General features: G+C 67.7%; 23 protein-coding genes and 1 pseudogene. 7 read left to right on the top strand and 17 right to left on the bottom strand.

The annotated features are described in order from the left end of the window. Nucleotides 1-165 precede the first annotated feature (165 nt). Nucleotides 166-1,833, bottom strand: coding sequence for an ABC-F family ATP-binding cassette domain-containing protein (locus ACWDUA_RS12415; protein WP_449751315.1), 1,668 nt, complete (start codon nt 1,831-1,833; stop codon nt 166-168). Between the two features lie 153 nt (nt 1,834-1,986). Here ACWDUA_RS12415 and ACWDUA_RS12410 point away from each other — a divergent pair, with 153 nt between their 5' ends. From ACWDUA_RS12410 to ACWDUA_RS12395, 4 genes are all read left to right on the top strand, one after another. Then, nucleotides 1,987-2,460 carry a carboxymuconolactone decarboxylase family protein gene (locus ACWDUA_RS12410; protein WP_449751314.1) on the top strand — a complete coding sequence of 158 codons (474 nt, stop codon included), beginning with the start codon at nt 1,987-1,989 and terminating at the stop codon, nt 2,458-2,460. 1 nt (nt 2,461) lies between these two features. Further along, on the top strand, nt 2,462-3,343 hold the full coding sequence (gene sigJ, locus ACWDUA_RS12405; protein ID WP_449751313.1) for an RNA polymerase sigma factor SigJ: 882 nt from the start codon (nt 2,462-2,464) through the stop codon (nt 3,341-3,343). 184 nt (nt 3,344-3,527) lie between these two features. Continuing rightward, entirely contained in the window at nt 3,528-4,835 is a 1,308-nt protein-coding gene (locus ACWDUA_RS12400) for a DUF1254 domain-containing protein (RefSeq protein WP_449751312.1), read from the top strand. Nucleotides 4,836-5,344: 509 nt separating this feature from the next. After that, nucleotides 5,345-5,722: a VOC family protein gene (locus tag ACWDUA_RS12395; protein ID WP_449751311.1), complete on the top strand. Its 378-nt coding sequence runs from the start codon at nt 5,345-5,347 to the stop codon at nt 5,720-5,722. Nucleotides 5,723-5,741: 19 nt separating this feature from the next. Here the strand turns inward: ACWDUA_RS12395 and ACWDUA_RS12390 are convergent, their stop codons facing one another. Next, on the bottom strand, nt 5,742-6,512 hold the full coding sequence (locus ACWDUA_RS12390; RefSeq protein WP_449751310.1) for an AraC family transcriptional regulator: 771 nt from the start codon (nt 6,510-6,512) through the stop codon (nt 5,742-5,744). Between the two features lie 55 nt (nt 6,513-6,567). Between ACWDUA_RS12390 and ACWDUA_RS12385 the strand changes: the two genes are divergently transcribed. Next, nucleotides 6,568-7,836 (top strand): MFS transporter, encoded by a 1,269-nt coding sequence (locus ACWDUA_RS12385; RefSeq protein WP_449751309.1) that lies wholly within the window; start codon nt 6,568-6,570, stop codon nt 7,834-7,836. Here ACWDUA_RS12385 and ACWDUA_RS12380 read toward each other — a convergent pair. Beyond that, nucleotides 7,802-9,256, bottom strand: a complete 1,455-nt coding sequence (locus ACWDUA_RS12380; protein ID WP_449751308.1) for an MFS transporter — start codon at nt 9,254-9,256, stop codon at nt 7,802-7,804. The two genes, ACWDUA_RS12385 and ACWDUA_RS12380, sit on opposite strands and share 35 nt — an antisense overlap. A 98-nt stretch (nt 9,257-9,354) precedes the next feature. Here ACWDUA_RS12380 and ACWDUA_RS12375 point away from each other — a divergent pair, with 98 nt between their 5' ends. Continuing rightward, nucleotides 9,355-10,068, top strand: a complete 714-nt coding sequence (locus ACWDUA_RS12375) for a TetR/AcrR family transcriptional regulator (protein ID WP_449751307.1) — start codon at nt 9,355-9,357, stop codon at nt 10,066-10,068. A gap of 85 nt (nt 10,069-10,153) precedes the next feature. Here the strand turns inward: ACWDUA_RS12375 and ACWDUA_RS12370 are convergent. Together ACWDUA_RS12370 and ACWDUA_RS12365 are read right to left on the bottom strand one after the other, a co-directional pair. Beyond that, nucleotides 10,154-10,267 (bottom strand): annotated as a pseudogene (locus tag ACWDUA_RS12370) (TAXI family TRAP transporter solute-binding subunit); the annotation flags it as partial. A gap of 446 nt (nt 10,268-10,713) precedes the next feature. Then, the gene (locus ACWDUA_RS12365) at nt 10,714-11,130 is read right to left on the bottom strand and encodes a DUF6764 family protein (RefSeq protein WP_059037706.1); all 417 of its coding nucleotides are present in this window, start codon (nt 11,128-11,130) and stop codon (nt 10,714-10,716) included. 287 nt (nt 11,131-11,417) lie between these two features. Here ACWDUA_RS12365 and ACWDUA_RS12360 point away from each other — a divergent pair, with 287 nt between their 5' ends. After that, nucleotides 11,418-11,786 carry a variant leucine-rich repeat-containing protein gene (locus ACWDUA_RS12360; RefSeq protein ID WP_449751428.1) on the top strand — a complete coding sequence of 123 codons (369 nt, stop codon included), beginning with the start codon at nt 11,418-11,420 and terminating at the stop codon, nt 11,784-11,786. 164 nt (nt 11,787-11,950) lie between these two features. On the opposite strand, the gene ACWDUA_RS12355 is transcribed toward ACWDUA_RS12360, so the two are convergent. From ACWDUA_RS12355 to ACWDUA_RS12300, 12 genes are all read right to left on the bottom strand, one after another. Beyond that, complete coding sequence (locus ACWDUA_RS12355) at nt 11,951-12,484, bottom strand: hypothetical protein (protein WP_449751306.1); 534 nt, start codon at nt 12,482-12,484, stop codon at nt 11,951-11,953. Nucleotides 12,485-12,610: 126 nt separating this feature from the next. Further along, entirely contained in the window at nt 12,611-12,871 is a 261-nt protein-coding gene (locus tag ACWDUA_RS12350) for a hypothetical protein (RefSeq protein WP_449751305.1), read from the bottom strand. A 221-nt stretch (nt 12,872-13,092) separates the two neighbouring features. Next, nucleotides 13,093-13,857 carry a hypothetical protein gene (locus tag ACWDUA_RS12345; RefSeq protein ID WP_449751304.1) on the bottom strand — a complete coding sequence of 255 codons (765 nt, stop codon included), beginning with the start codon at nt 13,855-13,857 and terminating at the stop codon, nt 13,093-13,095. 28 nt (nt 13,858-13,885) lie between these two features. Then, entirely contained in the window at nt 13,886-14,431 is a 546-nt protein-coding gene (locus tag ACWDUA_RS12340) for a hypothetical protein (RefSeq protein WP_449751303.1), read from the bottom strand. Between the two features lie 278 nt (nt 14,432-14,709). Further along, a complete protein-coding gene (locus ACWDUA_RS12335; protein ID WP_449751302.1) occupies nt 14,710-15,411 on the bottom strand; it encodes a hypothetical protein in 702 nt (233 codons plus the stop codon). 212 nt (nt 15,412-15,623) lie between these two features. Beyond that, a complete protein-coding gene (locus ACWDUA_RS12330) occupies nt 15,624-15,932 on the bottom strand; it encodes a hypothetical protein (RefSeq protein WP_449751301.1) in 309 nt (102 codons plus the stop codon). Further along, nucleotides 15,922-16,137: a hypothetical protein gene (locus ACWDUA_RS12325; protein WP_449751300.1), complete on the bottom strand. Its 216-nt coding sequence runs from the start codon at nt 16,135-16,137 to the stop codon at nt 15,922-15,924. The genes ACWDUA_RS12330 and ACWDUA_RS12325 overlap by 11 nt, the downstream gene beginning before the upstream one ends. Beyond that, complete coding sequence (locus tag ACWDUA_RS12320; RefSeq protein WP_449751299.1) at nt 16,137-16,406, bottom strand: hypothetical protein; 270 nt, start codon at nt 16,404-16,406, stop codon at nt 16,137-16,139. Before ACWDUA_RS12320 ends, ACWDUA_RS12325 begins: the two co-directional genes overlap by 1 nt. A gap of 108 nt (nt 16,407-16,514) precedes the next feature. Further along, on the bottom strand, nt 16,515-16,769 hold the full coding sequence (locus ACWDUA_RS12315) for a hypothetical protein (protein WP_449751298.1): 255 nt from the start codon (nt 16,767-16,769) through the stop codon (nt 16,515-16,517). A gap of 48 nt (nt 16,770-16,817) precedes the next feature. Beyond that, nucleotides 16,818-18,332 (bottom strand): terminase large subunit domain-containing protein, encoded by a 1,515-nt coding sequence (locus ACWDUA_RS12310; protein ID WP_449751297.1) that lies wholly within the window; start codon nt 18,330-18,332, stop codon nt 16,818-16,820. A 126-nt stretch (nt 18,333-18,458) separates the two neighbouring features. After that, the gene (locus tag ACWDUA_RS12305; RefSeq protein ID WP_449751296.1) at nt 18,459-19,286 is read right to left on the bottom strand and encodes a hypothetical protein; all 828 of its coding nucleotides are present in this window, start codon (nt 19,284-19,286) and stop codon (nt 18,459-18,461) included. Nucleotides 19,287-19,295: 9 nt separating this feature from the next. Further along, the gene (locus ACWDUA_RS12300; protein WP_449751295.1) at nt 19,296-20,033 is read right to left on the bottom strand and encodes a recombinase family protein; all 738 of its coding nucleotides are present in this window, start codon (nt 20,031-20,033) and stop codon (nt 19,296-19,298) included. Nucleotides 20,034-20,051: the final 18 nt, after the last annotated feature.

Here is a 20,051-nt window from a genome sequence, read left to right as displayed (position 1 = left end):
GCTGTCGGAGGTTTCGACTCGTCTCGTCGCTGCGCTCCTCGTCGGCTCAATCATCGTGTATGGGTTGCTGATTGAGCCGGGACCGAGCCCGAAGGGCGAGGACCCGTGTCGAAATCGCCGCAGCCCGTGTCGGAACCCGGCCACCGCCGGGCGCGGTCGCGGGCGTCAGTTCGTCTCGGTGACCCGTCCATTTTCGACCCGCCAGCCGCGATCGACGCGGACATTCGCCAGCATCCGACGGTCGTGGGTCACCAGCAGAACGGCGCCGTCATAGGACTCGAGTGCGGCCTCGAGCTGCTCGATCGCGGGCAGATCGAGATGGTTGGTGGGCTCGTCGAGGACCAGTACGTTGGTGCCTCGGGCCTGCAGCAACGCCATCGCGGCCCGGGTGCGCTCACCGGGCGAGAGGTCGTCGACGGGACGGTCGACGTGGTCGGCGCGCAGCCCGAACTTGGCGAGCAGGGTCCGGACGTCGGCGGTGGTGAAGTCGGGGACGAGCTCCTCGAATCGCGCCGCGAGTGGTTGTGGTCCGGTGAATTGTCCACGGGCCTGGTCGATCTCGCCGATCTCGACGTTCGCGCCCAGGGCTGCGCTGCCCTCGTCGGGCGTGATCCGGCCCAGCAGCAGTCGCAGCAGGGTGGTCTTGCCCGCACCGTTGGGGCCGGTGATCCCGATGCGTTCTCCGGCGTCGACCTGCAACGACACCGGACCGAGTGTGAAGTCGCCTTGTCGCACAACGGCGTTGTTGAGGGTGGCGACCACCGAACTGGATCGGGGTGCCGCACCGAGGGAGAATTCGAGGACCCACTCCTTACGGGGTTCGGCGACCTCGTCGAGGCGGGCGATCCGGCTCTCCATCTGCCGGACCTTCTGCGCCTGCTTCTCGCTGGACTCGGTGGCGGCACGTCGGCGCAGGCGGTCGTTGTCGGGGGCCTTCTTGATCGCATTGCGGACACCCTGACTCGACCATTCGCGGGTCGCGCGGGCACGGGCGACGAGGTCGGCCTTCTTGGCCGCAAACTCCTCGTACTCCTCCCGCTTGTGGCGGCGCAGCACCGCGCGCTCTTCCAGGTAGCTCTCGTAGCCACCGCCGTAGAGGGCGTTGGTGTGCTGTGCCGCATCGATCTCCATGACACGGGTGACGCTGCGGGCCAGGAACTCTCGATCGTGGCTCACGAGGACCACACCACCGCGCATGCCGGCGACGACCTCTTCGAGGCGGGCGAGTCCGTCGAGATCGAGATCGTTGGTGGGCTCGTCCAACAGCACGACGTCGAAGCGTGAGCACAACAGCGCGGCGAGGCCGACGCGGGCAGCCTGACCACCGGACAGGCCGGTCATCAACGCATCCTCGGGCGCTCCGAACTCGGCGTCGAACCCGAGATCGGCGAGGACGGCGGGCAGACGTTCGTCGAGGTCGGCCGCACCCGTCGCCAGCCAGTGGTCGAGGGCGGCGGCGTACACGTCGCCCGGGTCATCCCCACCGCCGGCCGCATCGGGATCGGCGAGGGCGGCCGCGGCGTCGTCCATGGCCTTGGCGGCGTCAGCGCAGCCGGTGCGCCGGGCGACGTACCCGGCGACGGTCTCGCCCGGAACGCGGTCGTGTTCCTGGGGCAGCCATCCGACGAAGGCATCGGCGGGCGAGCGGGACACGGTGCCCTCCAGTGGCGCGAGATCGCCGGCGAGCACACGGAGCAGCGTCGACTTACCTGCGCCGTTGGCGCCGACCACACCGATCACGTCACCGGGCGCGACGGTGAGATCGAGACGATCGAACAGGACACGGTGGGCGTACCCGCCGGAGACGTCCTTGGCGACGAGGGTTGCGGTCATCGGTCCATCGTCGCACCCGTCGGTCGGCGGCGGCGGGACGGCTCCCGCCCGGTGGCGTCGACGCCCCGTGGGAAGGTTGCGCGGCCGAGCGATGTCACACATCGCCCGCCCATCCCGTCCTCTTGTCGACCGCATGACACCAAGGAGGACATCATGACCGCCCGACTCGACTTCTTCGGCAACGCGACCGCTGCCAGGTTCGCCAAGTACATCAACTCGGCGGGCAAGGTGATCAGCGATTCGTCGCTGCCCGCCACCATCCAGGAACTGGTGAAGATCCGTGCCAGCCAGATCAACGGGTGCGGGTTCTGCACCGACATGCACACCAAGGATGCTGCCCACGCCGGTGAGACCGCGCAGCGGGTGAACCTGGTCGCGGTCTGGCGGGAGGCGACGATGTTCACCGACGCCGAACGCGCCGCGCTGGCGCTGACCGAGCAGGGCACTCGGATCGCCGACGCCGCCGGGGGCGTTCCCGACCGTGTGTGGGCCGATGCCGCCGAGCATTTCGATACCGAACAGCTGGCAGCATTGGTCGGGTTGATCGCGCTGATCAACGCCTACAATCGTATGAATGTCGTCGTCGCGACCCCGGCCGGGGACTACACCCCGGGGCAGTGGGGCTGAGATGTCCGGTTCTGTTGACTCCGTGCCGGCCACCTTCGATGCGTTGCGGCCCCGTCTGGTCGGGGTCGCCTACGGTCTGCTGGGCAGTGTGACCGAAGCCGAGGATGTCGTCCAGGACGCGTGGATTCGCTTGCAGCGCACCGATCACGGCGAGATCGACGATCTCACCGGCTGGCTGGTGACCACCACCTCCCGGTTGGCTCTGGACGTCCTGCGTTCGGCGCGTCGTCGCCGCGAGAGTTATGTCGGTCCGTGGCTGCCGGAACCGGTGGAGACCGCGCCCGATCCGGCGGACTCGGTCACCCTGGCGGAGTCGGTGTCGTGGGCGATGATGGTGGTCCTGGAGACGCTGTCGCCGGCCGAACGCACGGCATTCGTGTTACACGACCTCTTCGGGCTCTCCTTCGACGAGATCGCCACCGCACTGGGTCGCAGTCCGGCCGGATGCCGCAAACTCGCATCACGCGCCCGCACGCACATCGATTCGCGCACACCCAGGTTCGACGTCGACCCGACCACTCATCACGAGGTGGTCGAGGCCTTCGCCGACGCCGCGACCTCCGGTGATCTCGAGGGGCTGCTGCAGATCCTCGACCCGTCGGCGGTACTCACCGCCGACGGTGGTGGCATCGTGCGGGCGGCGCTCCGCCCGATCGTCGGTGCCGATGCGATCGCCCGGTTCCTGGCCGGTCTGGCGGGTCAGGGCGGTCCGGCCAAGACGATGCGCGCCGCGGTCGTCAACCACAACCCGGCACTGCTGGTGTTCGTCGGAGGCGACCTCGACGGCATCGTGGCGCTGGGTATCGCCGGTGGCCGGGTCACATCGATCGATTTTGTGCGCAACCCCGAGAAGCTGACCCGGATCGGTCGTCGCGAGCCCTGATCCTCGCCGGGCGATGGTGTGATGCGGTGTGGTCGTCGCACATGGTCCGAACACAGGACGACGTGGCGTTTCGGGGTCATCGACCCGCCACTCGGGCGTAGGCTGTTGCGCGTATCACAGAACAGGGTCCTGTGAGATCGGCTCTGTTCGGCTGCGGCACAACCATCCTTGACCGAGGAGCCCCATGAGCACCCTGTCCGATGATCTGAAGACCCTGGCACACGAGGCGTACATCTATCTCTATCCCCTGGTGACGATGGACGTCACCCGACGGGTCACCGGAGCCGCGCCGGCCGGAGCCAGGCCGGCGTTCGGTCCGCCGAACACCTTTCATCACATCCGCGCCTTCCCGACCGCAGACTTCCGTGCTGTGGTGCGTCCGAACTTCGACACGCTGTACTCGTCGGCGTGGCTGGACCTCACCGGCGGCCCGGTGCGGATCCATGTCCCCGACAGCGGCGACCGGTACTTCATGCTGCCGATGCTGGACATGTGGACCGACGTCTTCGCCAACCCGGGCAAGCGCACCACCGGCACCGGCGCGCAGGACTACCTGGTCGCACCACCGGGGTGGGACGGTGTGGTCTCCGACGGTGCCGAGCTCATCACCTCCCCGACGCCTTATGTCTGGGTCATCGGCCGCACCCAGACGAATGGGCCGGATGACTATGCGGCGGTCAACGCATTCCAGGACGGACTGTCGGTCACCGAACCCGGTGGTACCAGCCACGCCTCGGTGGATTCCGATCTCGACCCGGACACCGAGCCGCTGGGATATGTGAACGCGATGAAAGCGGTGGACTTCTTCGGTTACGCGGCAAGGCTTCTCGCGGTGAACCCGCCCCACGCCACCGACTTCTCCCAGCTGGCGAGGCTCGGCCACCTGGGGATCGGCGTCGGTCGGGACTTCGACGCGTCGGCGTTCACCGAGGCGGACCTCGAGCAGCTGCAGGCCGGTGCGGATGCGGCACTCCAGTCGTTGCGGGCCGCCCCCGGCCTGCTCGCCAGACCCGCGAACGGATGGGGAATGCTGACCGGCGGGATGGGGGTATACGGCAACTTCTACCTGCTGCGCGCCATGGTCACGCTGGTCGGACTCGGCGCGAACCCGCCCGAGGATGCGATCTACCCGCTGCTGCTGGTCGACGCCGACGGCGACAAGCCGGTGGGCGAGACCGACTACGTGCTGCACTTCGATGCCGACGCCCTCCCGCCGGTATCGGCATTCTGGTCGGTCACGATGTACGACGCGGACGGGTTCCAGGTCGCCAACGAGCTCGACCGGTTCGCCCTCGGCGACCGCGATCCCCTCGTGTACAACGACGACGGCTCACTCGACATCTTCATCCAACGCACCAATCCGGGTGCCGGGCGTGAGGCCAACTGGCTCCCGGCGGCCGCCGGCGACCTGGGCATCACCCTGCGCCTCTACGCACCCCACGCGTCGGCGCTCGACGGCCGCTGGCAGCCGCCGGCACTCGTGAAGTCGTAGCGATCCCGGGTTTGTGGGTGGCGGTGGGGGTCAGGTGTTCTCCTGGTGGTGGTCGCGTTCCGGGGTCGGTGGGGGAGGTTTCGACTCGGGTCCTCGCCCTTCGGGCTCGGTCCCGGCTCAACCATCGTGGGGGGTTGGGTAATTGGGGGTTTGTGGAGCGTTTTGTCGCCCGCGGTGGTTGCGTTCCGGGGTCGGTGGGGGAGGTTTCGACTCGGGTCCTCGCCCATCGGGCTCGGTCCCGGATCAACCATCGTGGGGGGCTGGGTAATTGGTGGTTTGTGGAGCTTTGTGTCACCCGGTTCGGTCTCAACCATATTGGGGGGATAGGCAATTGGCTGTAGTGTCACGGTGATTGAGCCGACGAGGAGCGTAGCGACGAGGCGTGTCGAAATCTCCGCAGGCCGAACTCGAAACGCGACCACGGCCGATGTGGTCACCTCACCCGTGCGACCGGCAGAACATTCGCCGTCGCGCTGTGGGCTCGGCCGCGAAGAAGTACTCTGGCACACATGATCACCGGTCTGCACTCGCTGATCTATTGCGACGATCCAGAGGCCGCGCGGGCGTTCTTCCAGGACGTCCTGGGATTTCCCGGCGTCGATACCGGCGGTGGGTGGCTGATCTTCACCACCGGCCCGAGTGAGTTGGCCGCGCACCCGAGTTCGTGGGAGTACGAAGGACGGTCGGGCGGTACCGACCAGCGGTTCGACGTCTCCTTCATGTGCGACGACCTCGCCGTCACCATGAGTGAACTCGCTGCGAAGGGTGCCGAGTTCACCGGTGCGCCGGCCGAACAGCCGTGGGGTTACACGATCGGGGTGAAGGTTCCCGGCGCGGGCGAGATCATGATCTACGAACCGAGATACGATCCGCCCGCTCTGCGGTGAGGAGCGGTCCGGTCCGATGCTATCGGCCGCGCCGGGCTCCGGGAGTGTGGCCCAGGGTGCGGCGGTAGGTGTCGATGAAGGCACTCGGTGTGGCCCAGCCGCAGCGGTGGGCGACATCGGTGACGGCCACGTCGTCGGCGAGCAGGATCAATGCGCGATGTAGGCGGACCTGGGTGCGCCACTGCGGATAGGTCAGGCCCAGGTCGTCGCGGAACAGCCGGCTCAGGGTGCGTTCCCCGGCGCCGACCCGCCGACCGAGTTGGGCGAGCGAATGTGACCGTGTCAGATCGTCGGTCACGATCGCGCACGCGCGCACCAACCGGTCGTCGACGGGGCTGCGCAACCACAACGCGGGGTCCCCGCACGGACGCAACTGGTCGACGAGGACCGCACGCAGGCGCACGCCCGCATCGTCGAGCGGCTCGACGGCCTGGGAGCACGCGATGATGAGCTCCCGCACCAGTGCCGACACGGCGACCACCTGCGGTCCCTGGCCGGGGAACGGATACACCTCGGGATCGATGGCCACACAGTGGAACTCGGTGCGACCGAAGAACCGGTGCTCGTGCCAGGAATATGCCGGCACCCAGATCGCCCGATCCGACGGGGCCACCCAGGTGCCTGCGTCGGTGGTGACCTCCACCAGGCCGCTGCTCGGGTACACCAGTTGGTGACGTGAGTGGTGGTGCCGGGCGATGTGATGCCCGCCGGGATGCCGCTCGACCGCGGTCACTGTGGGTGACAACGTGCCCTCGGCGACTGAGATACCAGCGTGGCGGTTTTCCGACATAAGTTGTCACCTTATCGGAAGTGGACACCGCTGGGGGCCTCCTACCGTGTGATCCATGAGTTCGACGACGACCCGCCCCGCCTCCGGCCGAGATAGTGCAGGCATATGGAAACGAATGCGGCACTGGATGATCGCCCATGCAATCGATGACTTCTATCAGGGGTTGGTGCCGGCCTCGATCCCGTTCTTCGTCCTCGACCGCGGATACAGCTACACCGCGGCTGCCGGCCTCGCGCTGGCCGCCACGCTCGGATCCTCACTGCCGCAACCATTCATCGGGCTGATCGCCGATCGTCGGCCGATGCTCTGGCTCGCCCCGGGCGGGCTGGCGGTGGCGGGTGTCGCCGCCGGGCTCACCGGCCTGATGCCCACCTACGTCACCGTGTGGATACTGCTGTTGCTGTCGGGGCTGGGGGTGGCCGCATTCCATCCTGCCGCCGGTCGCGACGCCCGGCGTGATGCGGCCGGGAGTGCGGCGGGGATGAGCCTGTTCGCGGCCGGCGGCAGCGTCGGCTTCTTCCTCGCCCCGGCACTGGTCACCCCGGCGCTGGCGCATCTGGGTGTCGGCGGCACCGCGTTGTTCATCCCACCCGCGGTGCTGATGGCCGTCATCCTGATGCGTCATCAACAGCGGCGCGAGGTGGTGCACGCCGCCACACCGAGCGCGGGCGGGCGGGACCGTTGGGTGGCGTTCTCGGTGCTGACCGCTTTGGAGGTGGTGCGCTCGATCGTCTTCTTCGGGATGAACACCTTCTTGGCGCTGTTCTGGATTCGGCACCACGGCGCGTCGTCGGCGATGGGTGGGGTGGCATTGACCGCCTTCCTCGGCGGCGGCGTACTGGGCACCCTGTTGGGTGGTCGCCTGGCCGACCGGATCGGCGACGTGCGGGTGGTGCAACTGGGTTCGATCGCGGCGATCCCGGCACTCGTGCTGGTGCGGGTGGTCCCGGACCCGTGGTTTGGCATGGCGCTCACCGCACTGTGTGGAATCGCGATCAACATCCCGTTCGGCGTGCTCGTCAAGCTCGGCCAGGACTATCTGCCGTCCCGGCCGGGGACCGCCGCCGGCGTCACGCTCGGTCTCGCCGTGACCGTCGGCGGATTGTTCGCCCCGGTGCTGGGCGCGATCGCCGACAGCTCGGGGCCGGAGACGGTGCTGACCGTGTTGTGCGTGATTGCTGTTGTCGCAGTAGTCCTCAGCGTGATGCTGCCGTCGTCGGGTGCGCCCGTGTCCATGGACGTACCCGACGACGCAGCACGATCACCGCGGAGAGCGGCCGGTCGCTCGCTCAATGCTGTTCCTCCACGTCCCGGGAATCGGTGAGCGTCATCGCACCGATGGCGACCAGGACGGTGGTCAGCGCCGCCATCAGCAGGTAGGTCATGCGTTCACCGTGGAAGAAGGACTGCACCAGAGCGGAGTCCCAGGCCCCGTCCGGCAGCACCGCGGTGACGAGGGCGGCGATGGCGGTGCCGACGACCGCGGTCCCGATGCTGCTGCCCACCTCCTGGGCGGTGTCGTTGAGGGCGGCGCCGACGGAGGTGCGGTTCTCCGGCATGCCGGAGATCAGTGCCACCGCACCGATGGTCATCACGGTGCGCAGCCCGATGGTGAAGGTCACCATGAACAGCGCGATCGGCAGGTAGCCGTGCTCCACCGACCATCCGATACCGGCCAGGGAGCCGCCGAGCAGCACTGCGGAGATCAGGCAGGCGATCCGGTGACCGAACTGCTTGCCCATCCACTCCGAGAGCGGGGTGGCCACGACCATGGTGATGATCAGCGGCAGATTCGCGAGGCCGGCCTTCATCGGACTCCACCCGTAGGCGTACTGGAAGTGCAGGATCAGCCCGAACATCACGCCGGCCATCGCGATCGAGGTCCCGATCTGGGCGATCGCCGCTCCGCGCACGGTGCCGTTGCGGAAGACCGACAGATCGAGCATGGGTTGGTCGGTTCGGCGTTCGTGCCAGATGAACAGCGCCACCGCGACGATCGCCGCGGCCACCGAACCGAGCGCGGCCGGCGACGTCCAGCCCTGTTCGACGCCGGCGGTCAGGGTGTAGCAGGCGAAGCCGATACCGAGGATCGACAGCACCGCGCCGGGGAGGTCCAGCCGATCGTCGGTGAGGTCCGCCGGATCGTCGGGCGCCACGCCCTTGCGCACACCGAGCCAGGCGACCAGTGCGATCGGGGCATTGACCAGCAGCAGCCATTCCCACCTGATGTGGGCCAGTGCGGTGCCGCCGAGCAGCGGACCCAGGATGAAACCGCTCATGCCGACGACGATCATCACCGTCATCGCCCGCATCCGCAGGGCGTCGGTGTCGAAGAGCCGGAAGACCAGCGAGTTGGTCACCGGCGCCATCGCCGCGGCGGCCACGCCGAGCGCGGCCCGCAGGGCGATCAGTTCGCCGGTCGACTGCACCCAGATCACCCCGATGCTGATCAGGCCGAATGCGCCCAGACCCCACAGCAGCACCCGGCGTCGACCCAGTCGATCTGCGGCCGAACCGGCCGTCAGCAGCAACCCGCCGAAGGTCAGCGAGTAGACGCCGGTGACCCATTGCAGGGCCAGTGTTCCGCCGCCCAGATCACGGCCGATGGTCGGCAGCGCGATGCTCAGCAGGGTGTTGTCGACCATCTCCACGAAGAAGGCCAGGCAGAGCGCCGTCATCGGTATCCATGCGGCCCGCAGCGACGGATAGGTGCGCGTGGGCGCGGAGTTCTCGATTGTCGTCATGGTCCACCTCTCTTTCTATCGAACAGTGTTCGGTTATCGAACATGGTTCGAGGATAGAACGCTGTTCGATAATCGTGCAAGGGGGCATGATGGAAGCCATGACGAAGACCGACGACGCCGCGCGTCCGGCCCGGACGCGACGCCGCGCCTCGCATTCGATGGAGGCCGTGATCTCCACCGCGGTCGACATGCTCGACGAGGCCGGCGAGTCCGCGTTGACCTTCCGGTCATTGGCGCAGCGCCTCGGCGGGGGCGTGGCCAGCATCTATTGGTATGTCGCGAACAAAGAAGAACTGCTCGACCGGGCCACCGACCACGTGCTCGCCGGGGTCGTCGCCGACACCGAGGCCTTCACCGGCGACGCCGCCGATCCGATCGAGAACCTGCGGTCGATCGGACACACGCTCTTCGACGCCGTCGCCGACCGGCCGTGGCTGGGTGCCTACCTGGCCGCCGACGCCGATTCGCGGCCGAACGGGGTGGCGCTCTTCGAGCGGATCGGCGCCCAGGTCATGCGGCTGGGGATGGGCCCGACGGAGACCTTCCACGCGGCCTCGGCCATCTTGAGCTTCGTCATCGGCACCGCTGCCGATCTCGGCCAGCAACCGCCGCCGCAGGAGGTGGTCGACGGATCGGTCAGCCGGGAGGAGTTCCTGGCCCGCTACGCCGACCGCTGGCGGGCCAGCGACCCGGAACAGTTCCCGTTCCTGCACTTCGTCGCCGACCAGTTCGCCACCCACGACGACGCCGCGCAGTTCCGCGCGGGACTGGACATGCTCTTGGCCGGACTACGTCAGGCGGCCGGTCGATAGCCGGCGTCATCGATGCGCCGAAACTGCGCAAGCAGCAACGGGTTCCGAGCGGGTAGGGGCGAGAAGCCTTCGATGTCAAAGTGTCTCACCCGTCGCGTCGGCGATACGCGGCGACCGCTCCGGCGTGTAGCGGTACCGAACCGGTGACGATCAGCGATTGGCGGTCGAGGAACCGGCCGCCGATGGCCTGGGCGGACACCGGCCGTGTGATCGGTGATCACCGTGTCGGACATGGACAATTCCAGGCCGGCATCTCTCTTGCGAAGCAGATGGAGGGTCGCCGCCGAGCCGCCGAGCCGCGGGTCTCGACCAGGTGGCTCGCACCGAGCCGGTCTGCGTGGCGGTCTGCGCGAGTGGTGAGCCGAACTCACCGGAGAAGCCTCGGGGTCGCCTTTTGACCATGCGTAGGGTGACCGGGGCCGCGACGGCGCAGATCGCGCTCGCGGCACGGTCGAGCAAACGGTTGCCACACCCAGTGGGAACAGTGCAGGACGCGTCCTCGCAGTCCCTCGGGGGAGACACGATGCGGGCGAGCCGTATCCGGGTCGGCCCAGGGCACAAGGCGCCAGAACGGACAAGCCCGTTCCGCGGTCGGATCGGGCTTGTCCGAAATCCCGGACGTCCGGCCGGTCGCACGTCGCGGACTCAGTGCCGGCAGCCCTTGAGGGTCTGGAAGTCTCCGCCGAACGCGAAACCGGGGCCGGTGCAGACCGGGGCGTTCTTGCCGTCGATGACGACCGACGCGTTCGGGCCGGCGATACCGATGGCCAGGCCCGGCTTGATGCCGTTCATCTGTACCGAGGCGCCGGGGCCGATGGCGATGGCAGCGGGTCCGGCGAACCCTGTGGCCGCGGACCGGGCGACGCCGCCCCCGTCGGCGACGGCCAGACTCAGTCCGTTGGGACTCGACTGGGCCGAGCAGTGGGACTGCTGTGTGGTCTGCCCGGGCAGCCCCGGACACACCTGGGGTGCGGCGGCAGCGTGGCCGGCGCCGACGACGATCGCTCCGGCTCCGGCCGCGGCGATGAAGAATCCGACAGTTGCGCGCTTGGCAGTGATCATGAAAGCTCTCCTGCTCCGTGGGGGCGGCAACGGTTACCGCCGCCTGGCCATTCGGAGACCGCGCCGACCCGGATTGGTGGGAGTGATCCCGGACTACCCGCAGAGGGGCCGAGCACCACGCGAACGCAGCCGATGTCGGGCGGTGCCGGCGACGACGCACCGGGACCGTTGCCGCCGCCGGACCGCTCCCGCCTGGTGAGGCGCGGCCCGGCGCTGCCTCTCGTGCCGACCGCCACGCCGAGTCCGGCACGTCAGGCGCACCCGAGGTCCCGCACGACACCACCTTCATCTCGGTCGGCGGTACGTACACCGAAGAGATAGCGGCAGACCCGACCACGCCCGCGGAGACGCTCGACGAGATCTCCGGGTCCGACCCACGGTTGCACGCGGCGCCGGCCCGGAACCCGGCGGCATATCCGGCGCTGCTCGAGTGGCTCGGCCGACTTGGCGACCCGGCGGTCGACGCGGAGTTGGCGAAGCGCCCGAGGACGTGGGACTGCCGGTGTCCACATGGCCGACAACCCCTGAATGACCGACCGACACCCACCGCAGACACTCCGACGAAACGAAGAAATCCTCCGACCGGAGTCGGAGGATTTCGTCATCGGGTGGAGCTAAGGGGACTCGAACCCCTGACCCCCACACTGCCAGTGTGAAAGTCGGTGTGCGCGGGTGTCTTTCGCGTCGCTCGGCGTCTCATCTACCAGGGCTTACACGTCCTCGGTTGTCTATCCCGTATCGGTGCGTTGCTTGGTGTCTTAGGCAATCGGTAGGCAATCGGTAGGCGGGGCGAACGGGTGTTCGTCGACCGTCTGCTACCTCACTCGTTCAGCCAAGGTGAGCCGTCATGGAGGATCGTTTCCTCGCCACCCCGGTTGCGCTTGTTGACGGACCAGGTCTCTCCCTCAATCAAGGTCGGATCGAGCGACATTCGATCGGCATAGAGGTTTCCGTCGTCGTCCTGATACTCGAACACAATGTCGGTTTCTCGTGGGATGCCGTCTACGTTGGTCGGACGGCCCTGTTCATCCTTTTCATCTCCGAGGATCAGGAACGCGTTCCGGGCGACGTATCCCGGAGCCCAGGCCGCGATCGACTTCGAGTAGCGGTTGCGAACGAACGGGATGATGCTCTGCTGCCCGTCGTCGGTCGTGTCGTGAGTCGGTAACGGCGGGTCGAACGACACCTTGACGTCGCGAGCGATCGACGGTCCGGCATTGGAGACTACGAGCCCGGCAGACATCTTCCCGGTCGGGCTAAGAACCGCGACCATCATTGGCCGCTTGGTGCGCATCGTCGCGTCTCTGTTGTGTCGTAGTGACTTGACGGCTGTCGTGCCCGTGATGACGGCCATTCCGGCTCCAGCGACGGCGGCAGCTGACGCTACCCGTGCGGTTGTCCACCAGTGCCAGAAGTCCAGAAAGCAGCTCATGCCGACCATTAGAACGGACTAGTACGACAATCTGGGAGCAGGGCTGCGTTACCCGGTCAGCATGTTGCCGCCAGCGCCGCCGAGCGCACCGATGGCTATAGCGGACGCAGTCGTCCCGAGCCATGCTGCGGCTTGCCGGAACCGGTTGCGTTCCTCGTCTGGGCGGGTGTCGTCGTCGGCTGCGGTCTGGAGCGCGGCGATCAGACGCTCCAGCTGAGTCTCCGGGGACGGCCACATCCCCGCGACCCGAAATGCCTCGTCAGTCGGTGGTCCTGCGATGTAGACGCCGCCGTCGTAGTCGGATTCCACGGCCCCGAAGTATGGTCCTTGACCGAGAGCGCGAACAGCACGACGGACAGTGTCGAAGTCAAACCCGCACGCGCTTACCAGCTGGCTCGGTTGGGCAAGGTCGCCCGTCCGGTCGAATATCTCGACGGCGGCACGCAGCACGGGCAGGTCTCGGTTGGTCCAAGTGTCTTCCACGGTGCGAGTATGCGCCGCCAGACCGACACAGTGGAAAGATCTGCGGCTCAGGCGAGCCAGGAGGTGGCGACGGCCCGTTCGTATCCGACGACCACCGATCGCTCGGCGATGGCCAGGTATTCGTTCTCGGTGGGCGCGAAGGTGTCCCGGACGGCCACGGTATCTCGCCACCCGAACGTCGGCGAGGTGGCCACCAACGCCTTGCCCAGACCCTCGACGTATCCGCCACCGAACACCCACAAGTGACCGAGTGGGGTTCGGGCCGCGCCACCACCGGCGATGATCAGATTCGCTTGTGCCGCAGTCGATGCGACCGCAGCGGAGGCGTGGACCAGGCCGACGGTGTTGGTCTTCGCCAGCTCCGCCTCCAGATGACCCACCGCTGCGACGATGTCGCCCGGTGTGGGTCCAGCGGGTGTGTCGGCGATCAGCCGGGCTGCGAACTCGCGCTCGACGGCGACCTGTTCGACCAGGCGGAAGTTCTGCTGTACCCGCGTCCGCACCTCGGCCTGCGAGGGCGAGGTCATGTCGCAGCTGTCGAACGCCCACGACGTGATCGGGTCGAAGGGGTCCGGCACCTCGGGTCGGGTGCCGGTCTTCAGTTCGTCAGAATCGGGATCCGGGCACCAGTCGGCTGCCCAGATGCCGAATGCGTCCTCGCCGCTGTAGTTGTGCAGCCGGACCCGGACACCGCCTGCGAGCCATCGCGGGATCTCGTCATCGGTCCAGGTGGTCGCCGCGAACAGGCCGGTGGGGCTCGGATTGACCAGCGGTGCCGCGAACTCGATCGGGAGTAGGCCGGGGGTCGTCATGGTGTTGTCTCCGTTGGTGTTTGGTTACTCAGGCGGTGGGCAGAGTGAGGCGGACCGGCCACGTGCCGGAGGCGATAATCGCTCGGTGGTGGCCGTTGCTGGTGGCGGGGATCTGGAGGGCGGAGCAGACGTCGGCGTGCCGGATCTCGCCCTCGCGGTGCAAGACCTTGGCGACCGAGATCACGGCATCCCACGTCGTCGACAGGTGTGCCTCGACGCGATGGCGTTCCGGGGGTAGTGCGATGCCGCAGGCGGCGGTGATGGCGTCCCGGTCGCGCCACCCGCAGCCGTCGAGGTTCGCCCAGATCTCGGCCAGCGGTGGCCGGGTGCCGTGCTGCCAGCGTCCCTCGGCCCACGGCCCAGCGAAGGCGACCAGCGGCTCATGCTCAGACGGCAGGTCACGGGTCTGTGTCTCACCACGCAGCCCGAATATCTTGCCGTCGATGATCCGCGCCCGGTCAACGTGTCCGCCGAGCAGGACGGTGGCCACGCTATGCGCCGCCTCATGCACCGCGACGTGCAGCCGTCGGCGCTCGCGTTCGGTGATGTTTGAGTAGGTCAGGGTGCTGGTCATGGTGTCCATCTTTCGTGTGAGGGTGTCGAGACACCGACCTCGGCCCGTAGCCAGCAGGCCGGTGTCTCGACCTTGGGCGACAGGAAAGCCCGGTCAGGTGGTCTTGGTCTGCGCGTAATGCGCCGCTCGGCGCTCCCCCGGTGTCGGCGCACGGTGCAGGCCGATCGCGGTATCGACGCATCCGTCGCACCGCCAGCCATGATGGTTGCCCTTGTATGAGCGCGACGGTCCTCGGCAGTCGGGGCACTGGTGGGGCGGTGACCAACACGCTTCGGCGCTCATGCGTTGATGCCGAGTTCGTCGAGGGTGGCGCGGGCGTCGGCCTTCGCCGAGGATCGGCGAGACCGCTTGCGGGCCGGGGCATCCTCGTCCCGGTGACTCTGCACATATGTGATGCGGCGCGTCAGTGTGAGAGCTGCGGTGTCGATCTCGCGTAGCTCGGCCTCCAGGCGCTCGGAGATCGAGATCGCGCCTCGGGTCGATCCCGGAGGCAACGCCCGACCCAGCAGCGCGGCGAGCGGATCTGCATACGGGCGACAGTGCTCGGCGAGGATGTCCGGCCAGGTGCCCGCCGCGATGGCCTCGGGGGCGATCTCGGGATCTCCGGGCAGGTCGACCAGCTCAACGAGTGCTCGGCGGGCTCGGTCTCGGTTCTCGGAAGGTACCCGTGCAGTCTTACGCCGTGCTTCGCTCTCGGCGACCATCTTCGCGATATGCCGGAGAGCGCCGCTGACCGCGCTGGCCACGTCCTCGACCTCGGGTGCGAAGCGTGCCGGGGAGGGCTGCGCAGCGACCAGCTCGGCCAGCGGGGCGGTGATCGCCTCGATCTCCTCGACGAGATCGAACGTGTTGGTGTAGGTGACGGGCAGATGTGTACGTCGCCGGTCGCGCAGCTCAGGCTGTGTCAGCGGTCGCGGCTGCCGGGTGGTGCCTCCGGTGAACCGTGTGTGAGTCCCGGCGGCGGGTGCGGTGCGGGCCATGGTCAATCCCTTACTGTGTCGGTGTTGTCTTGTGGCGCAATGGGTCTACGTGATGTTCGACCAGGGTTTACCGTCGTCGTCGAGGACCTGTTCGCCGCTGTGTCGCGCTATGGCGGCGTGGAACGCGCTGCCGGGGCGATCACCTTCGGATAGCCGAGTTCGGGCGTCAGCATGGACGACGCGGGTCGGGTCGGTGGTCTCGTCGGGTCCGGTCACTGGTTCTCTCCGATCTGGTCGCCGAAGTCGGCGACGATGTTGTCGAATGCGGCTGATTCCGTCCTCATCCGCAGCGCCTTGACCAGGCCGAGCCGGGGCGGTGGCAACACCGCGAGGTAGGCGACGATGAGCCCGACGAGACGCGGCTGGTCTCCGGCCTCGATCGCCGCTGCGAGGACGTCGGCGACGCCTTGACGGTCGCGGTTGGCGTTGGCCTCGGCCAGCTCCAGGGCTCGCAGCCAGTCGCCATCGGTCGGCGTGAGCTGGTCCCGGAGCAGATCGAGCCGGTCGTGGTCATCGGACATGGGTGTGGTTCTCCTGTGCTGTAGGCGCGGTGAGGCCGGACCGTGCGGCTCGGCGTGCGAGGTCGAGGCGTCCGTCGGCAAGGTGCCCGAAGACCGATGCCACACGAGCAGAGATCTCGGCGCGGTCGAGTCCGGGTCGGGCGAGCACTGCCGACGCGAACTCGCGGCCCGCCTCGAATACCTCCTCGGTGGTGGCCGTCGACATCACGCCACCGCCAGCAGGCGGCGAGGACCCTTTGCGGGGTTGTGTGCCCAACCGGGCCAAGGGACCGAGACCAGCGGGGAGCCGGAGACCTTCACGATGTCGATCACGCCTCGGTGCCAGAGGTCGGTAGTCACCTCGGCGCGTTGCCAATAGGTGCCGGGGATCTCGGCCTCGATAGTGCTGATCGGGATGAACTCGCCGTCGTCGACTCTCGCTCTGATCAGGTCCACGATGTGTTCCTCGATCTCGGTTCGGTTCTCGGTGGTCATGTCGTGGATCTCCTCGGTGAGTGTGGTGCGGTGTGTCCAACCTGGACACGTCGCGGGTGATGGTGGGGTGCTGCGCATCGTCGAGGCCCGATACACGGCGATCTCGATCTAGGCCGTGGTGGCCTGAGACCGGGAGTCGGTGGGAGTGCGCAGCAATTCGGCAAGCGCGTCGGCATCTGCGGGAGTGAGGTGGTCGACTTCGACGTCGATCACCCGACGGCACCGCCAGTAGGCAAGTGCAGCAAGGCATTCGACGATCCGAGGATCGTCGTCGGTCGCACCTCGCGACTTCAGGGCGGCGAAGCGGGATTGCCAAGACGCCGGGGGTCGCGAGGCCGGACTGATCACTGCGGTTGTACTCATACCGCAGACGCTACGAAACAGGGGTGCAGCGGTGCGGTGCCGTTGTGGTCAGGCAGGTCGGTCGGTGACCCTGCGCCGCAGATAGGCGTCCATCGCGGTTACCTCGCCGGGCATCGCCCGTTCGCCGATCCGGCCAGCAGGCAATGCGAACTCGACGCGGGCACCAGCGGCACGGGCCGCGACGTCGTGTGCGACAACCAGCGCCGCAAGTTGGTCGGGCTGGTGCTGCCCGGCCTGCCAGAGCACCGCAGCACCTTCGAGACCGGGCAGCTCGCCGACGACGCGGACGGTGCCGGTCTCCAGACCTTGCAGGAGAGCAGAGGACCGAGCGACCGCATCACCTTTTGCCCGCCACGGGGTGACCCTGATCGAGTGCGACGGATTCATCGCGGCGATGGCGTTCTCGACCACCTGCCGATAGGTCTCGGCGGTGGTGAATCCCTCGACAGCGATCACCGATGCGCCGACGGTGATCGCCAGCTCGACCGCAGCTCTGGCCCACTGATCAGACGTCATCGGAGCCGAGCGGTCGGCCATCACCGCGACCACACCGTCGGAGCCGACAGACGCGGCCACGATTCCGCAGGAGTCGCCGCGCCCGGAGTCCGACGGGTCGACGCCGACGACGGTCAGCACCGGGTCGACGGGCGGTGCCGACAGACGCCACCGGTCGAACCAGTCTCGATGCACCAGACCACCGTCGGGCGGAGTCGGGACACCTTGGTAGAGCGAGAACCAGGTGCGCTCGCCGGAAGTCCGTCGCGCCGCTGCGTAATGGTCCGGGGTGTAGCCCAGCGCCGAGGTCATCGCGACGCCGCGCCGGTCACGGCCCAGAGCGTCGGGCACGCCGGTTTCGGAGACCGCAGGGATGTTCGTGTGCTGCCAGACGTCGGGCTCGGCGTCGAGGAGTTCACCCGCGAGGTCCCGTTCGTGCCACCTGGTCATCGCCAGCAGTACGGACCCGCCAGGATGCACACGAGTGGACAAAGTCGAGCGATACTCGTTCACCACCCGTCGGCGATGCGCCGCCGAGTCGGCCTCGGTGGCATCCTTCACCGGGTCGTCAATGATGAGCAGGTCAGCACCGAAACCGGTTACGCCGCTATTGATTCCGGTTGCGAGTAGTCCGCCCTTGTGGCCGTCAACCCGCCAGCGGCCCACCGCTGTCTTGTCGGGGCTGAGCTGGATTCCGAGCACGTCGGCGTGCTCGGCGATCAACTGACGCGCCTCGCGAGAGTGAGCCTGCGCCAGCTCGTCGCTGTAGGAGACGAGGACAACCTGAAGGTCGGGGTCATCGGCCAACGCCCAGACGACAGTCCAGATCGCCAGCAGACGGGACTTGCCGGTGCGCGGCGGGGTCGTCACGATGTCGCGCTGGTCGGGCTCGACGACCGAGCGCACCGCGAGATCCGAGAGCAGTGCAATCGTCGGGGTCACGACGAATCCGGGGTCGAGCCGGTGAGCCAGCTCAGCCGGTGACTCGGCCCGTCGCTGCGCCCGTGCGTCCTCGACGACCCGACAGCCGATCAGGGATCGGAGGGGAGTCGATGCTGTGGCGCTCATGAGCCCGAACGCTACGACTCAGGCGTGCATCGCCGCTGCGAAGATTCGGCGAAACTGTACTGACTTCGGTCATTACGCGGGCGAGACTCTGTGCTGTCCACGGTCATGACAGCGGGGGTCAGACGGTCAGACGACGGGGCGCTGCGACTCCGGCAGGGACTCGATGTACTCGTGCTGCGGGATCTCCCGCAACTGGCGCATGGTCGGTACGGTCCAGCCATCCTCGCCGGGGCGAGGACCCCAATCGTCGAGCCACCACGGCAAGATGCGCAGCACGTACTCGATGTCCTTCGAGTCGCCCCACACCGCGAACTGCATCCCGAACTTGCGGAGCGCGAAGATGCACGCCTTCACGTACCTCAGTCCGGCCAGAACCTCGCGAGCCTCGGCCTCGGTGATCGTCACGGTCTTGCGGTTGTGAAACGCCCAGCCTGTTTCACGCTCTGGCACGTACGTCTGACTCTCGTGGTCCCAACGTCCTACGCTTCCCTTCTCGACACGCATCTCGTCGGGCTCCCAGAAGGGCACGCGGAGCAGGGTCACCACTTGGTTAGGGCTCTCGCCGGTGACCGATCTGAAGTGCAGCATGTGGCCGAGATCGTCGCGCATCGCCTTGGCGCGTTTGCACTCGGTGGTCCACTCGGTCTCGCTCGGCAGGCGCAGGTTCAGCCATCGGGCGATGCGGCGCAGATCCTTTGCCACCGTGCCGCCGTCGGGGTAGACGAACGGTGGCTCGGTCGGCGGGTTCTCCGCGATGACGTATTGGAAGAACCGGACCTCCTCGATCACCGTCTCCCACGCACCGCACACCTGCCAGAGCAGTCGATAGACGTCGGTCGAGGGTTCGTCGAACCACTCTTCTGCGACGCGCTGGCTCTCCTCGATCTGTCGCCGCATATCGGCGGGCCTCGATGTGGCGTTGTCTGGGGTCGGGTTGTCGGCATCCGAGGTCATTGCGCAACCTTATGCGGCGGAGTGGTCCGGGTCCGCCGCCTCCAACTCGGCGGTCACCGCCCGACCTCGGTTGCCGTCGAGCACGCGGCGCACCGCGTTGGCGTGCCAGGTCATCGAGCCGCTACCGGTCAGCACGCCGTCGTCCTCCAGCGAGGATGCGATCGAGCGCAGCGACGAACCGGTGTACGCAGCTCTGCAGATCCGCTCGACGACCGAGTCGGCCAGCTTCGAGGGCGTGCCGAGCTGGACACCCTGCGCCCGCTTCTCGGCCAGTGCCTCGCGGGTGCGCTGGCTGATCATGTCGCGCTCGAACTCGGAGAACACCCGGAGCATGTTCATCGCCGCCCGGCCTGCCGGGGTCGTGGTGTCGACCATCTGGTCGGCGGTCGTGATCGTCCATCCCTGTTTGGCTGCGATGCGATCGAGGTCGACCGCGTCGGCCAGCGACCGGCTGATGCGGTCGAGCTTCGCTGCCAGCAGGGTCTCGGCCTGCCGGTCGGCCAGCGCGTCGAGGGTATCGGCCATCGCCGGGCGTCGGGTCGGTGCGGTGCCACCGCTCACTCCGGCGTCCTCGAACCATCCGACGATCGTCAGCCCGCGAGCCTCGGCGTATGCCTCGATGGTCCGACGCTGTGCGTCGAGGCCGAGGCCGGAGTCCGACTGTTCCTGCGTCGACACCCGGAGGTAGGCGACTGCGGTCCCGGTCGGAGCGGTGGGACGGGTACGGGTGACACGCATGTTTGCCATGCCTCCAGTCTACCGTGT

The sequence above is a fragment of the Gordonia sp. NPDC003376 genome (genome assembly GCF_053589235.1).
Note: the sequence above shows the minus strand (reverse complement) of the source record. Positions and strands in the feature narration are given on the sequence as shown.

Excerpts from the sequence above, each read along its gene's own strand:
- ACWDUA_RS12415 (WP_449751315.1), bottom strand. The coding sequence starts at position 1,833 with ATGACCGCAACCCTCGTCGCCAAGGACGTCTCCGGCGGGTACGCCCAC.
- ACWDUA_RS12410 (WP_449751314.1), top strand. The coding sequence starts at position 1,987 with ATGACCGCCCGACTCGACTTCTTCGGCAACGCGACCGCTGCCAGGTTC.
- sigJ (WP_449751313.1), top strand. The coding sequence starts at position 2,462 with ATGTCCGGTTCTGTTGACTCCGTGCCGGCCACCTTCGATGCGTTGCGG.
- ACWDUA_RS12400 (WP_449751312.1), top strand. The coding sequence starts at position 3,528 with ATGAGCACCCTGTCCGATGATCTGAAGACCCTGGCACACGAGGCGTAC.
- ACWDUA_RS12395 (WP_449751311.1), top strand. The coding sequence starts at position 5,345 with ATGATCACCGGTCTGCACTCGCTGATCTATTGCGACGATCCAGAGGCC.
- ACWDUA_RS12390 (WP_449751310.1), bottom strand. The coding sequence starts at position 6,512 with ATGTCGGAAAACCGCCACGCTGGTATCTCAGTCGCCGAGGGCACGTTG.
- ACWDUA_RS12385 (WP_449751309.1), top strand. The coding sequence starts at position 6,568 with ATGAGTTCGACGACGACCCGCCCCGCCTCCGGCCGAGATAGTGCAGGC.
- ACWDUA_RS12380 (WP_449751308.1), bottom strand. The coding sequence starts at position 9,256 with ATGACGACAATCGAGAACTCCGCGCCCACGCGCACCTATCCGTCGCTG.
- ACWDUA_RS12375 (WP_449751307.1), top strand. The coding sequence starts at position 9,355 with ATGACGAAGACCGACGACGCCGCGCGTCCGGCCCGGACGCGACGCCGC.
- ACWDUA_RS12365 (WP_059037706.1), bottom strand. The coding sequence starts at position 11,130 with ATGATCACTGCCAAGCGCGCAACTGTCGGATTCTTCATCGCCGCGGCC.
- ACWDUA_RS12355 (WP_449751306.1), bottom strand. The coding sequence starts at position 12,484 with ATGGCCGTCATCACGGGCACGACAGCCGTCAAGTCACTACGACACAAC.
- ACWDUA_RS12345 (WP_449751304.1), bottom strand. The coding sequence starts at position 13,857 with ATGACGACCCCCGGCCTACTCCCGATCGAGTTCGCGGCACCGCTGGTC.
- ACWDUA_RS12340 (WP_449751303.1), bottom strand. The coding sequence starts at position 14,431 with ATGACCAGCACCCTGACCTACTCAAACATCACCGAACGCGAGCGCCGA.
- ACWDUA_RS12335 (WP_449751302.1), bottom strand. The coding sequence starts at position 15,411 with ATGGCCCGCACCGCACCCGCCGCCGGGACTCACACACGGTTCACCGGA.
- ACWDUA_RS12330 (WP_449751301.1), bottom strand. The coding sequence starts at position 15,932 with ATGTCCGATGACCACGACCGGCTCGATCTGCTCCGGGACCAGCTCACG.
- ACWDUA_RS12325 (WP_449751300.1), bottom strand. The coding sequence starts at position 16,137 with ATGTCGACGGCCACCACCGAGGAGGTATTCGAGGCGGGCCGCGAGTTC.
- ACWDUA_RS12320 (WP_449751299.1), bottom strand. The coding sequence starts at position 16,406 with ATGACCACCGAGAACCGAACCGAGATCGAGGAACACATCGTGGACCTG.
- ACWDUA_RS12315 (WP_449751298.1), bottom strand. The coding sequence starts at position 16,769 with ATGAGTACAACCGCAGTGATCAGTCCGGCCTCGCGACCCCCGGCGTCT.
- ACWDUA_RS12310 (WP_449751297.1), bottom strand. The coding sequence starts at position 18,332 with ATGAGCGCCACAGCATCGACTCCCCTCCGATCCCTGATCGGCTGTCGG.
- ACWDUA_RS12305 (WP_449751296.1), bottom strand. The coding sequence starts at position 19,286 with ATGACCTCGGATGCCGACAACCCGACCCCAGACAACGCCACATCGAGG.
- ACWDUA_RS12300 (WP_449751295.1), bottom strand. The coding sequence starts at position 20,033 with ATGGCAAACATGCGTGTCACCCGTACCCGTCCCACCGCTCCGACCGGG.